This is a genomic window from Paractinoplanes aksuensis, assembly GCF_024137025.1.
GTDB classification, from domain to species: domain Bacteria; phylum Actinomycetota; class Actinomycetes; order Mycobacteriales; family Micromonosporaceae; genus Actinoplanes; species Actinoplanes aksuensis.
On sequence record NZ_JAMYJR010000003.1, the window covers coordinates 43,050 to 55,885 of the forward strand.

The 12,836-nt window shown below is 73.2% G+C and carries 11 protein-coding genes; 6 read left to right on the forward strand and 5 right to left on the reverse strand.

Features of this window, described 5'->3' with window-relative positions; translation table 11 throughout:
• Positions 1–220: 220 nt before the first annotated feature.
• Positions 221–1,081, forward strand: a complete 861-nt coding sequence (locus M1L60_RS04570) for an NAD(P)H-dependent flavin oxidoreductase (protein WP_253236006.1) — start codon at positions 221–223, stop codon at positions 1,079–1,081.
• 406 nt (positions 1,082–1,487) lie between these two features.
• Here the strand turns inward: M1L60_RS04570 and M1L60_RS04575 are convergent, their stop codons facing one another.
• Positions 1,488–2,021, reverse strand: a complete 534-nt coding sequence (locus M1L60_RS04575) for a GNAT family N-acetyltransferase (protein WP_253236007.1) — start codon at positions 2,019–2,021, stop codon at positions 1,488–1,490.
• A 9-nt stretch (positions 2,022–2,030) separates the two neighbouring features.
• Positions 2,031–2,525: an NUDIX domain-containing protein gene (locus M1L60_RS04580; RefSeq protein WP_253236008.1), complete on the reverse strand. Its 495-nt coding sequence runs from the start codon at positions 2,523–2,525 to the stop codon at positions 2,031–2,033.
• 77 nt (positions 2,526–2,602) lie between these two features.
• On the opposite strand from M1L60_RS04580, the gene M1L60_RS04585 reads away from it, so the two are divergent.
• Positions 2,603–3,850 carry a sensor domain-containing phosphodiesterase gene (locus M1L60_RS04585; RefSeq protein WP_253236009.1) on the forward strand — a complete coding sequence of 416 codons (1,248 nt, stop codon included), beginning with the start codon at positions 2,603–2,605 and terminating at the stop codon, positions 3,848–3,850.
• 379 nt (positions 3,851–4,229) lie between these two features.
• Here M1L60_RS04585 and M1L60_RS04590 read toward each other — a convergent pair whose 3' ends face one another.
• Positions 4,230–5,159 (reverse strand): hypothetical protein, encoded by a 930-nt coding sequence (locus M1L60_RS04590; RefSeq protein ID WP_253236010.1) that lies wholly within the window; start codon positions 5,157–5,159, stop codon positions 4,230–4,232.
• A 49-nt stretch (positions 5,160–5,208) separates the two neighbouring features.
• Complete coding sequence (locus M1L60_RS04595; RefSeq protein WP_253236011.1) at positions 5,209–6,633, reverse strand: XRE family transcriptional regulator; 1,425 nt, start codon at positions 6,631–6,633, stop codon at positions 5,209–5,211.
• A gap of 119 nt (positions 6,634–6,752) precedes the next feature.
• Between M1L60_RS04595 and aceA the strand changes: the two genes are divergently transcribed.
• Together aceA and aceB are read left to right on the forward strand one after the other, a co-directional pair.
• Positions 6,753–8,102 (forward strand): isocitrate lyase, encoded by a 1,350-nt coding sequence (gene aceA / locus M1L60_RS04600; RefSeq protein ID WP_253236012.1) that lies wholly within the window; start codon positions 6,753–6,755, stop codon positions 8,100–8,102.
• Positions 8,102–9,724, forward strand: coding sequence for a malate synthase A (gene aceB / locus M1L60_RS04605; protein WP_253236013.1), 1,623 nt, complete (start codon positions 8,102–8,104; stop codon positions 9,722–9,724). The genes aceA and aceB overlap by 1 nt, the downstream gene beginning before the upstream one ends.
• A gap of 117 nt (positions 9,725–9,841) precedes the next feature.
• Here the strand turns inward: aceB and M1L60_RS04610 are convergent, their stop codons facing one another.
• A complete protein-coding gene (locus M1L60_RS04610) occupies positions 9,842–10,399 on the reverse strand; it encodes a hypothetical protein (protein WP_253236014.1) in 558 nt (185 codons plus the stop codon).
• A 134-nt stretch (positions 10,400–10,533) separates the two neighbouring features.
• Between M1L60_RS04610 and M1L60_RS04615 the strand changes: the two genes are divergently transcribed.
• Positions 10,534–12,405, forward strand: a complete 1,872-nt coding sequence (locus M1L60_RS04615; protein WP_253236015.1) for an nSTAND1 domain-containing NTPase — start codon at positions 10,534–10,536, stop codon at positions 12,403–12,405.
• The gene (locus M1L60_RS04620; protein ID WP_253236016.1) at positions 12,341–12,814 is read left to right on the forward strand and encodes a WD40 repeat domain-containing protein; all 474 of its coding nucleotides are present in this window, start codon (positions 12,341–12,343) and stop codon (positions 12,812–12,814) included. The genes M1L60_RS04615 and M1L60_RS04620 overlap by 65 nt, the downstream gene beginning before the upstream one ends.
• Positions 12,815–12,836 lie beyond the last annotated feature (22 nt).

The following is a 12,836-nucleotide window of genomic DNA, read 5'->3' on the forward strand; positions in this document are numbered from 1 at the left end:
GCGTCCAGGGCGCTCGCCCCACCACGGCGACGGGCGTGAGCGGTTGCGCTACAACCAAGAGCATGAGCTTGTCGACGAGCTTCACGCGGATGTTCGGAGTGCGGCATCCGATCGCGTTGGCCCCGATGGGTGGCACCGCCGGGGGCGCGCTCGCAGCGGCGGTCTCGGACTGCTCGGCGCCGGCGACGGTGACCCGCGCCGGCTGGCCCGGGAGGTCGCCGTGCTGACCGCGCGCACCGACCGTCCGTGGGGCGTCGGCTTCCTGACGTGGGCGACCGATCGGGCCGCGGTGGAACGGGCGCCGGCCTACGGACCCCGGGCGGTCATGCTGTCGTTCGGTGACCCCGGTCCGTTGCTGGAGCCGGTGCGGCAGGCCGGTGCGGCCGTGATCCTGCAGGTCACCGATCTCGACGAGGCGCGCCGGGCGGTCGACCTGGGCGCCGACGTGATCGTGGCGCAGGGCACCGAGGCCGGTGGTCACGGTGCGCGGCGCGGCCGTTCCACACTGCCCTTCGTACCGGTGGTGGTTGATCTGGCCGGGGGTGTGCCCGTTCTGGCGGCGGGCGGGATCGCCGATGGGCGGGGTGTCGCGGCCGCCCTGGTGCTGGGCGCGGCCGGCGCTTTGATCGGCACCCGGTTCCAGGCCACCACGGAGTCCCTGGCCCCGGCCGCGACCGTCGAGGCGATCGTCCAGGGGCGGGCCGAGGAGACCGAGCGGAGCAACCTGCTGGACGTCGTCCGGGGATCACAGTGGCCGGCCGCCTACTCGGCCCGCACGCTCGGCCATCCCCATCTGGACCGGTGGCGGGGCCGGGAATCCGAAGCCGCGGCCGACCCGCGGGCGCGCTCCGACTACGACGACGACGTGGCCCAGGGCCTCATCCCGCCTCAGCCGGTGTGGGCCGGCGAGGCCGTCGACCTCATCACCGACCGCCCGGCGGCGGCCACCCTGGTCACGACCCTGGCCGACGAAGCCCGGCAGGCCCTCACCCAGGCTCTGGCCGGGACTGGCCGAGCTACAGCCGCTTCGCCCGGGACTTCTCCGCTCGAGAGCGGTCCGGCCGAGGGCCGGGACCGCTAGCACCTGTTTCGCAGCGGGGGCGGGCTACAGCGAGGTCCGGATCCCGCCTGGCGGCGCCCGAGCGAAAGCCCGGCTCCCGGTATCGGAACTGGGCTTCCCAGCGGCCACCACCAGACGAAATTTGGACCGTCTGACCGCGGCTGCTGGCACGTAGTTGTCTGGCGCTGCAGTCGGCCCTCGACCACCTCGACCACCTCGCCCCCACCCCCGCTGCGGAACAGGCGGCTGGCCTGGAACCGCGCACGCCGGGACCGGCTGAGCCCCGACCCGTCGGCCCCGACCCGTCGGCCCCGACCCGTCGGCCCCGACCGTCGGCCCCGACCGTCGGCTTGGAGCGCTCAGGCCCGGGACGGCCGGGTCGGGGCTGGTCGGGCTGCAACCGGCGTGGGATGTGCGGTGGGCTGGGTCAGGGGTTGGTCAGCGGGATCCAATAGCGCTTCACGGTGTCGGGGCCGGTGGTGCGGGTGTCCTCGTAGACGCCGCCGTTCTTCTCGATCGTGCGGGCCGAGGCGGTGTTGGACGGGATGCAGGTGATCAGCACCCGATCCAGGCCCCGGGCGCGGGCGGTGTCGAGGGTGCGGCCGAGGGCCCAGCCGGCCAGGCCCTGGCGCCGGGCCGAGGGGCGGATGCCGTAGCCGATGTGCCCGCCCACGTTGAGCAGGAAGTCGTTGAGGGTGTGGCGCAGCGCGATCGCTCCGAGGTATTCGCCGTCCTCGACGATCCAGCGGTACGTGCAGTGGACCAGGCCCTCGTCGAGCGGGGTGGCCGGGTCGGCCTCGTCGAGCAGGCGCTGGACCCAGGTGGCGAAACCGTCCGCGGTGTCGACGTCGTCGGTGGCCCGGACGCTGTGGCCGTCCATGTGCGCGCCGAGCGGCCACTCGTCGCGGGCCTCGATCCACGAGGTGTGCAGCCGGGTGGTGGGGGCGATCAGCTCGGGCATGAGCCGAATCTACAGAGCCAGCTGCAACGGCTCGGGCGGGACGCCCTCGTCGAGCAGGGTGGTCAGCCGCTCCCGCAGGGCGCGGGGTGAGAACACGTCGGTTCCCCGGTAGTCGCTGATCTCGCGGGGTGACCACCAGCGCAGCCCCCGGATGCTCTCGGCGGCCAGCTCGTCGTCGGTCATCGTGCCGCGCGGTTCGAACCGTTCGGTGGGCACCAGGTAGTAGTCGTTGACCACACCGTCGTGGTTCGGCGCGAAGCCGGGCCCGACCACCTGCTGGTGCCAGATGTGCGTCGGATCGCCGGCGACCGAGAGGCCGGTTTCCTCCCGCAGTTCGCGGCGCAGCGCGGCCAGTTGCGTCTCGCCGGGCTCCACGCCGCCGCCGGGGGCGGCCCAGACGACGATCGGATCGGGCTCGGTGATGACGTGCCGGCACAACAGGATGCGGTCGTCGGGGTCGAGAATGATCGCGCGCACGGAGAAGCGCAGCCGGGGCGAGGACATCCGGACAACGTAGCGCCTGCGGACTCCGTCCGGATTCTTTGGTCAACTGGCGACCGGCGATGCCGATTCATCAAACCGTGCGCGATATCCACGAGGTGCTCGACGAGCGGGCGGTGACCACGCTCTTCCAGCCGCTGGTCGAGATCTCCACCGGCCGGGTGCTCGGCTACGAGGCGTTGAGCCGCGGGCCGGCCGGCAGTGCCTGGGAGCGGCCGGACGAGCTGTTCGCCGCCGCCCGAGCCGCGGGCCGGGGGAGTGAGCTCGACTGGGTCTGCCGCGCCCGGGCCTACGAGAGCGCGCTGGCCGCCGGGTTCGACCCCCGGCTCACGCTGTTCGTCAACATGGAGCCGGCGGCGGCCGGCGCCCCCTGTCCGGCCGACCTGCTGCCCGTGATCGAGCGGGCCGGTCGTCGCCTGCGCGTGGTCACCGAGGTGACCGAAAGGGCGCTCGCCGCTGACCCGTCCGGCCTGTTGCTGGCCGTGGCGGCCGCCCGCGCTGCCGGGTGGGGGGTGGCGCTCGACGACGTGGGCGCCGATCCGATGTCGCTCGCGTTGATGCCGTTCGTGCACCCCGACGTGGTCAAGCTCGACATGGGCCTGCTGCGCGCTCCCGGCGACCCGCACACCGCCCGCGTGGTCGCCGCCGTGGCCGCGTACGCCGAGGCCAGTGGGGCCATCGTGCTGGCCGAGGGCATCGAGAGCGAGGAGCACCTGGCCGTCGCGCGCACGATGGGGGCCACGGTCGGCCAGGGCTGGCACTTCGGCCGGCCGGTGCCGCTGTCGGCCGGGCCGGTCGCTGGGGCCACCCTGCCGTTCATCCCGCCGCCGAGCACCGGCGACCGCACCCCGTACGCCATCGTGGGGGCCCGCCGCCCGGTCACCCGGGCCACGAAGGCCCAGCTCATGCCCATGAGCCGCCACCTCGAGGCACTGGCCGGCGACGGCGGTGAGCCGTCGGTGCTGCTCGCCTGCTTCCAGGACGCCCGGCACTTCACGCCGGCCACCGCCCGCCGTTTCGGCCGCCTGGCCGCGGGAAGTCCGCTGGTGGCCGCGCTCGGCGCCGGCCTGACCGACGAGCCGGCCCCCGGCGTGCGCGGCGCCTGCTTGTCCGCCGGCGACACCCTGGGCGGCGAGTGGAACGTCATCGTGGTCGGCCCGCACCGGGCGGCCGCACTGGTCGCCCGCGACCTGGGCGACACCGGCCCGGAGAACGAGCGGCGCTTCGACTTCGCCCTGACCCACAACCGCGCCCTGGTCATCGAAGCCGCCCGCTCCCTGCTGGGCCGTCTGGCCCCCGCCCACCTGCCGGAGCTACAGCTCAACTGACCGGCTGCCACCCCAGCCATCACCGGCCCGCCGCGGCAGCCACCGGCCCGCCGCGGCAGCCACCGGGCCGCACCGCTCGCCGCCGGGCCGCCCGTCGTGACCAGGCCGCACCGGCCGTCGCCGGGTCGCGCTGGGCGTTGTCGGGTCGCGCTGGGCGTTGTCGGGTCGCGCTGGCCGTTACCGGGCCCCACCGGTCGTCGCTGGCCGAACTGGGCGTTGCCGGGCCGCCGGCCGTTACTGGGTCGCACTGGCCGTTGCCGGGCCGCACTGGGCGTTACCGGGTTGCGTCGACCGTTACCGGGCCGCCCAGCAGCCACTCGGTCGCTCAGCAGTCATCCGGTCGTCCGACTGCCGTTGGGGCTGCTCGGCTGTGGATCAGTCAGCCGGCCGCCGCCGGGTGGGGGCGAGGCTGGGTGGTCACCGTCTTGGCCAGGTGGACCAGGGCGGCCCAGACCACGGCCAGGGTGACCGACCAGATCAGCAGCGTCGGGTCGGAGTCGGCCGCGTTGACCGGTTCGTTGCCGGCCAGTGCGGTGAACGGCCGCCCGGCTTGGAGCAGGGTCAAGAGCAGCACGAAGCCGGCCGCGATCAGACCCGCCACGTGCAGCGCGACCACTCCGGCGGCCCGGCGCGGTCCGGGCCAGGGCTCGCGTAGCAGCACGATTGTGGCCGCGCCCAGCGCCATCAGCCCGAATGTGACCCAGGGTGGGGCCAGACCGAACAGGGCCACGGCGACGGCGAAGCCGGCCACCACCGGCCACCGGCGTTCGAGGACGCTCGGCTTCAGCGCGGCCAGGACGCACACAATCGTGGCGATCGCACAGACGACGTAGGCGGCCAGCCGGGACAGGGCGAGCTGCGGCTCGGCATCGCTCGGCGATTCCAGGGTGACGACCGTGCTCGCGGTGAACAGGCAGGCCAGCGGGATCCACAGGGCGAGCGGCCGGCGCGGTGGGCGCAGCGCGGCCGGGATCGCCACCGCGGTCACCAGGACGCCGGCGATCAGGGTGGCCGGCAGCAGCGCCGGACGTCCCGGGTCGATCCGGTCGAGCACGATGTCGGCCGCCAGCCAGGGCAGCGCCACCGCGACCAGCCACGACCGGCGGGACACCGCGGCCAGGACCGCCGACACAGCCAGGATCGCCGACCAGCGCACGTCGCGCGCCCAGTACGAGTTGTTCTCGGCCGACTCCCAGAACGGCGACCCGGGTTCACACAGCGGCTGCAGGACGGCCAGGCCGTACGCCCAGAGCCACGCCCCCGCCCAGCCCACCAGCGCAGCGATGCCGAGCCGCACCCCACCGATCATGCGCGGCAGCCTAACGCCCCGTGTCGTAGTGGGGGCGCCACGCCCGGAATCAGGCCCGCCGCTCGAGGAACTCGTAAACGTCCTGGGCGTCGACGCCGGGGAAGGTGCCGGGCGGCAGCGCGGCCAGCAGGTGGGAGTGCACGCGGGCGCTGGGCCAGGCCTGGCCGGCCCAGCGGTCGACCAGGGTGGCCGGTGGGCGGCGACAGCAGCCGGGGTCGGGGCAGCGGGACACCGTACGCCGGGAAGTGTCTCCGCCGCGGAACCAGCGCGCGTGCTCGTACGGCGTGCCGACCGTGACCGAGAATTCGCCCGAGCGGGTCGACTCGATGTGGACGGTGCACCAGTAGGTGCCGGCCGACGTGTCGGTGAACTGGTAGAACGACGAGTACGGGTCGTCCGAGCCGAAGATCGTGCGGGAGGCCCACTTGCGGCAGATCGGCTGGCCCTCGATGGCCCCGGTGACGTCGGCCGGGAAGCGGACCCCGTCGTTCTCGTACGCCTTGTAGACGATCCCGTTCTCGTGCACCCGGGTGAAGTGGACCGGGATGCCGAAGTGATGGGTGGCCAGGTTGGTGAAGCGGTGGGCCGCCGTCTCGTAGGAGACCCCGAACGCGTCCCGGAAGTCGTCGATGGCCAGCGCCCGGTCGGCCTTGGCGGCCTTCAGGAACTCGACGGCGAACGTCTCCGGCATCAGCAGCGCCGCCGCGAAGTAGTTGGCCTCGACCCGCTGCCGCAGGAAGTCGCCGTAGTCGGCCGGCTCCGGATGCCCGAGCACGAAGTGGCCCAGCGTCTGCAGCACCACGGCCCGCGGGTCGTGCCCCTTGCCGCTCGCCACCTGGGGCAGATAGATCTTGCGGTTGACCAGGTCGGTCACCGAGCGCGTGGAGCCCGGCAGGTCGCTCACGTAGTGCAACGTGAAGCCCAGTTGCGCTGCGATGTCGAGGATGCCGCGCTGACTCAGCGGGCCGGTCGCGTGTTTGACCGAGCGCGACACGTCGGCCGCCGCCCGCTCGATCTCGGCGAAGTAGTTGTCGCGCTCGCGCATGTCGATCCGCAGCTGCGCGTTGGCCCGGCGGGCGACCTCGGGCGTCGCGCTCTGCTCGGTCAGCAGCCGGTTGAGCTCGCGGTGCAGGCCGACCAGGGATTCGAGCGCGTCGGCCGGGAGCCTGCGGCCGCCCTTGACCCCGGGCAACCCCAGGGCGGCGTACGCCGGTGACTGCTGGAAATGGGCCAGGTCGATCTCGAGCCCGGCCCGGCGGGAGGGCGCCTCGGGCCGCAACAGATCTTGCAGGGGTACGCCCAACGCGCCCGCGATCGCCTCGAGCACCGACAGCCGGGGCTCGCGCTTGCCGTTCTCGATGAGCGACAGCTGCGACGGCGCCCGCCCCACGGCCTCGCTGAGCTGCTCCAACGTCAGGCCCTTGGTCTTGCGCAGGTGGCGCAGCCGCTGGCCCAGGGTCACGAGATCGGTCATGGCTTTTGACGCTAACAGAAATTCTGCGTTTCTTCTGCTCACAAATGTCTTCAGAGGGGCTTGTGGGAGACGCGAAAGTGAAGTTCTTCCACGGGAGCAAGCGGAGGGACTGAGAGAACATGACTGATCAGCTGACCGAAGTTCGGGGCGGTACCGCGGCGGACCTCACTCGGGCGTGGGCCGGCGATCCCCGGTGGCTGGGCATCAAGCGCAGCTACACGGCGCACGACGTGGTCAAGCTGCGCGGCACGGTCCAGGAACGACACACCCTGGCCGAGCGCGGCGCGGAGCGGCTGTGGCAGCTCCTGCACAGCGAGGACTACATCAACGCGCTGGGTGCGCTGACCGGCGGCCAGGCCGTCCAGATGGTGCGGGCCGGGCTCAAGGCGATCTACCTCAGCGGCTGGCAGGTCGCGGCCGACGCCAACCTGGCCGGCGCGACCTACCCCGACCAGTCCCTCTACCCGGCCAACTCGGTGCCGGCGGTGGTCCGGCGGATCAACAACGCGCTGCTGCGGGCCGACCAGATCGACACCGCCGCGGCGTATGCCACCGACGCCTGGTCCTCCGGACGGCGCGGAGAACCCGGAAAAAAGAGCGGTGAGAAGCACGACCGCGACTGGTTCGCCCCCATCGTGGCCGACGCCGAGGCCGGCTTCGGCGGCCCGCTCAACGCGTTCGAGCTGATGAAGGGCATGATCGCGGCCGGCGCGGCCGGCGTCCACTGGGAGGACCAGCTGGCCAGCGAGAAGAAGTGCGGCCACCTCGGCGGCAAGGTGCTCATCCCGACCGCGCAGCACATCCGCACCCTGAACGCGGCCCGCCTGGCGGCCGACGTGCTCGGCGTCCCGTCGCTGATCATCGCGCGCACCGACTCGCTGGCGGCCGACCTGCTGACCACGGATGTCGACGAGCGCGACCAGCCTTTCCTCACGGGAGAGCGTACGGCGGAAGGCTTTTTCCGGGTTCGCAGCGGGCCCGAGGCGGCCATCGCGCGCGGCGTGGCCTACGCCGACTACGCCGATCTGCTGTGGGTCGAGACCGGCCGGCCCGACCTGGAGTTCGCGAAGTCGTTCGCCGAAGCCGTGCACAAGGAGCACCCGGGCAAGATGCTCGCCTACAACTGCTCGCCCTCGTTCAACTGGAAGAAGAACCTGGACGACGCCGACATCGCGCGCTTCCAGAAGGAGCTGGGCGCGATGGGCTACAAGTTCCAGTTCGTCACCCTGGCCGGCTTCCACGCGCTCAACCACTCGATGTTCGAGCTGGCGCGCGGGTACGCGACGGACGGCATGACCTCGTACGTGAAGCTCCAGGAGGCCGAGTTCGCGGCCGAGGCCGACGGCTACACGGCGACCAAGCACCAGGCCGAGGTCGGCACCGGCTACTTCGACGCCGTCTCGACCGCCCTCAACCCGGAGAGTTCGACGACTGCCCTCAAGGGCTCGACCGAGACGGAGCAGTTCTGATGGGAACCGAAGAGATCACCATCACCGGTACGACCGATGGCCGCTACTCGGAGGTGCTGACCCCCGAGGCCATCGCGTTCGTGGTCGCGCTCGACCGTGAGTTCGGCGCCCGCCGCGTGCAGCTGCTCGACCGCCGACGCCGTCGGCGCACCACCCGTACCGACGAATTGGACTTTCTGCCCTCGACCATCGCTGTTCGCGAGGGGGAGTGGACCGTCGCGCCGCCCGCCCCCGACCTGCTCGACCGGCGCGTCGAGATCACCGGGCCGCCCGAGCGCAAGATGACCGTCAACGCGCTCAACTCCGGGGCCAAGGTGTGGATGGCCGACTTCGAGGACGCCACGTCGCCGACCTGGGACAACGTGGTGCTCGGCCAGCTCAACCTGCGGGACGCGCTGGACGGCCGGCTCGACTTCACCTCGCCCGAGGGCAAGGAGTACCGGGTCAACGGCTGGATCCCGACCATCATGGTGCGGCCGCGGGGCTGGCACCTGCCCGAGAGCCACCTGCGCATCGGCGGGCGGCCGGTGTCGGCGGCGCTGTTCGACTTCGGCCTCTACATGTTCCACTGCGCGCAGCGCCAGCTCGAGCGCGGCAGCGGCCCGTACTTCTACCTGCCCAAACTCGAATCGCACCTCGAGGCCCGGCTGTGGAACGACGTTTTCCTGTACGCACAAGAGGCGCTCGGGATCGAGCGGGGCACCATCCGAGCCACCGTGCTGATCGAGACCATCACGGCCGCCTTCGAGATGGACGAGATCCTGTACGAGCTGCGCGAGCACTCGGCCGGCCTCAACGCGGGCCGGTGGGACTACCTGTTCAGCATGATCAAGAACCGCCCCGACGTGGTGCTGCCGGAACGCTCGCAGATCACGATGACGGCCCCGTTCATGCGGGCCTACACCGAACTTCTCGTGCGTACGTGCCACCGCCGCAACGCCCACGCCATCGGCGGCATGGCCGCGGTCGTCCCCAGCCGTGACCCGGTGGCGGCCAAGCGCGCCCTCAACCAGGTGCGTCAGGACAAGCGGCGCGAGGTCGGCGACGGCTTCGACGGCAGCTGGGTCGCCCACCCCGGCCTGGTCGACACCTGCCGTGAGGTGTTCGACCAGTGGCTCGGCGACGAACCGCACCAGATCGTCCGCAAACGCGAGGACGTGCAGGTGACCGCGACCGAGTTGCTCGACGTGCGTACGCCCGGCGTGCAGGTCAGCGAGGTCGCGCTGCGCAACAACGTCAGTGTGGCGCTGCGCTACATCGCGGCCTGGCTCGACGGGCGGGGCGCGGTGGCGCTGGGCGGCCTCATGGAGGACGCGGCCACGGCCGAGATCTGCCGCACCCAGCTCTGGCAGTGGATCCACTCCGCCACCCCGACCGACTACGGGGTGCCGGTCAGCGCGGCCCTGGTCAGCCGGATGCTGCGCGAGGAACTGGACGTGCTCAGCGAGACCGGCGCTCTGGACGAGGACGCGGCCCGGCGCTTCGGCCAGGCCCGCACGCTGCTGACGGTGCTGCTCTCGGAACGCACCTGCCCCGAGTTCCTGACCCTGCCCGCCTACCTGCGCCACCTCTCCAACGGCACCCCGGCCCCGGAACCCGCGGAGACGACGGTCGCCGTCTGACCATCCATCGACAGGGGCGCGGCCACCGGGGTTCCCGGCGGCCGCGCCCTGATTCGCGCCCGGTCTCGGCGTCGTCTCAACGCGCCGCCTTGTCGGATGCCGTTTCAGCGCGCTGCCTCACGGGCCGAGCATGATGGTGCTGACCGCGATCCGTTCGGGCGGTCGTCCCGGCGTCCGGGCCGGCTCGTAGAGCTGGATCTCGTGCCGGCCGTGCGCAACCCCGCTGGGCACGCCGACTACCAGGAATATTTCGGTCGCCCGAGGAGTGCAGGAGCCGGCATGGCGCAGGAGCCGGTAACTCACCGGCTGCCCGTCGAACCGGATCTCCAGCGGGCCCTTCCGATCGCGGTGCCGGTAGGCCAGGATCGGGATCCACTCACCCGCGCCGGCCGTCGCCGGAGTCACGAGCCGGGTGCAGACCGCGGCCCCGACCGCCGCCGCCGCGCCGCCACCCCCAGGTACCACCGCGTTGCCGCCCACGGGGGCGGCGGCGGCTCCGGCGTCGATCGCCGCTACACCGGCCCCGGAGATCGGCGCGCCGCCGGCCCCGAAGACCGCCGCAACGCCGGACCCGGATGCCGCCGCGCTGCCGGCCAGCAGGCCGCCGCCGGTCAGGAGGCCGGCCATCAGCGTGGCCGCACCCCACCGTCGGGTTATTTCTCCCGTTGTTGTCATCGCGCTTCTCCTCGGGCTCTTCGGTGCTGACCCCTCGTTTGTCGGTCCGGGCGGTTCCGGTTCGCCGCCGGGGTGGTATCAGCGCGGTATCGCCGCCGTTGACACCCGCACCGACCTGGGCGGACAGTCCGGGAGTGGGTATCGCAGTGCTGGGCCCACTGACCATCGAGGACGGCGAGCGACCGGCCCGGATCTCTTCCCGCGACCGGATCGTGCTGGCCGCCCTCGTGGCCACGGGCGGGGACGCGGCGCGGCCGGAGCAGCTCGCCGAGGCGTTGTGGGGCGACCAGCCCCCGGCGTCCTGGCGCAAGGTGCTGCAGGGCTGCGTGGCCCGTCTGCGCCGAGCGCTCGGCGCCACCGCCATCGAGACCGTCCCGACCGGCTACCGCCTGGCCGTCGCGGCGACCGAGATCGACGCCCGGCGCTTCGAGGATCTGCTCGACCGGACCCGTGAGCTGCTGGTGCTGGACGCGGCCGACCACGCCCTCTTCATGGCCGGCGAGGCCCTGGCCCTGTGGCGCGGCCCGGCCCTGCCCGAGGTCGAATCCTGGGAACCGGGCCGCATCGAGGCCGTCCGACTGGCCGAACTTCGGCTCGACGCCGAGGAGTTACGGATCGAGGCCGCGCTGCGTGCGGGCCGCCAGGCCGAGGTGCTGGCCGACGCCCGGGCCCAGGTCGACGCGGCGCCGCTGCGCGAGCGGCGTTGGGCGCTGCTGGCCGAGGCCCAGTACCGCTCCGGCCGTCAGAGCGAGGCGCTGGCCGGCCTGCGCCGCGCCCGCCAGGTGCTCAACACCGAACTCGGCCTCGACCCGGGACCGGAACTGGCCGCGGTGGAACGGGCGATCCTGCGGCACGACCCGGCTCTGCGCCCGGCCGCCCGCGCTCCGGAGCCGGCCGCCGACTGTCCCTACCTGGGCCTGGTGCCGTACGACGTCGGCGACGCGGAGGCGTTCTTCGGCCGGGAGGACGACATCGCAGCCGGTCTGGAGCGGCTCGCCGCCACGGGCGTGCTGGTGGTCGTCGGCCCGTCCGGCGGCGGCAAGTCCTCACTCGTGCGGGCCGGGATGGCGGCCGCGCTGCGGCGCCAAGGCCGCCCCGTGACGGTGCTGCAGCCCGGCCCGCGGCCCGCGGACGCGTTGGCCGATCCCATGCCCGAGCCGGCGGCGGTCCTCGTCGTGGATCAGTGCGAGGAGGTGGTGACTCTGTGCCGGGACCCGGGCCAGCGGGCCGCCTTCCTGACCGCCGTGGTCGCGCACGCGGCGCGGGCGCCGCTGATCGTGGCGTTGCGGGCCGACCGGCTGGGCGAGGTCTGCGGCCATCCGGGGTTCGCCCGCCTGGTCGAGCGGGGCCTCTACGTGCTGGGCCCGATGTCCGAGGCCCAGCTGCGCACGGCCGTCGAGGCCCCGGCGCGACGGGCCGGGTCGGTGCTCGAACCCGGCCTGGTCGACCTGGTCGTCCGCGACGTCGAGGGGGAGCCCGGCGCCCTGCCGTTGCTGTCGCACGCCCTGCGCCAGACGTGGCGCCGTCGGCAGGGCCGCACCCTGACGGTCGCCGGCTACCGGGCGACCGGGGGCATCCGGGGCGCCGTCGCCAACACCGCCGAGGATTTGTACGACCGTACGCCCGTCACACATCGGCCGGTGCTCCGCGACCTGCTGCTGGGCCTGGTCGCGATCAATCCCGACGGCGAGGCCAACCGGGGGCGCGTGCCCCGCCGCCTGTTGCCCACCGGTCCCGGCCCCGAACAGATCCTCGAGGAGCTGGTCGCGGCCCGCCTGGTCACCACCGACGAGTCCACCGTGGCCCTCGCCCACGAGGCGCTGACCCGGGTCTGGCCGCGCCTGCGGTCGTGGCTCGACGAGGACGCCGAGGGCCAGCGGATCCGCCGGCACCTGAGCGTGACCGCCGATTCGTGGGCGGCCATGGGCCGCTACGGGGGTCGTGTTCGCGCCCGAGCCGGTCCGCTCGGCCGCCTTCGCCGACCTGCGGGCGGGGACGGCCCATGACCGGGCCATCGATGTCTCGGCGACCGGGGCGGCCTTCGCGCCCGACGGCCGCCGGCTGGCCGTGGCCGGGCGCAACGGCGAGGTTCTGCTGCTCGACGCGGGTGGCATCGCGGTGCGCGCCGCCGTCACCGCCCATGACGGACCGGCCGGGCCGGTGTCGTGGTCGGCCGACGGGCGTATGTTCGTCGTGGGTGGATCCGACGGCCGGGTCACCGTCTGGGACGGGCGGACCGGCGAGCCGCTGGGCGCGCTCGCCCCGGCCGCGCCCGGCGTCCGCACCTATCCCGTGTTCCGGCCCGACGGCCACACGGTCATGGTCGTCTCGACCGACGGCGCCGTGCACACGTGGGACGCCCGTCCGAGCGAGTGGGTGGCCCGGGCGTGCCGGATCGCGGCTTCCGGCTGTTGAGGCCCTTCCGGCGTACGTCTAC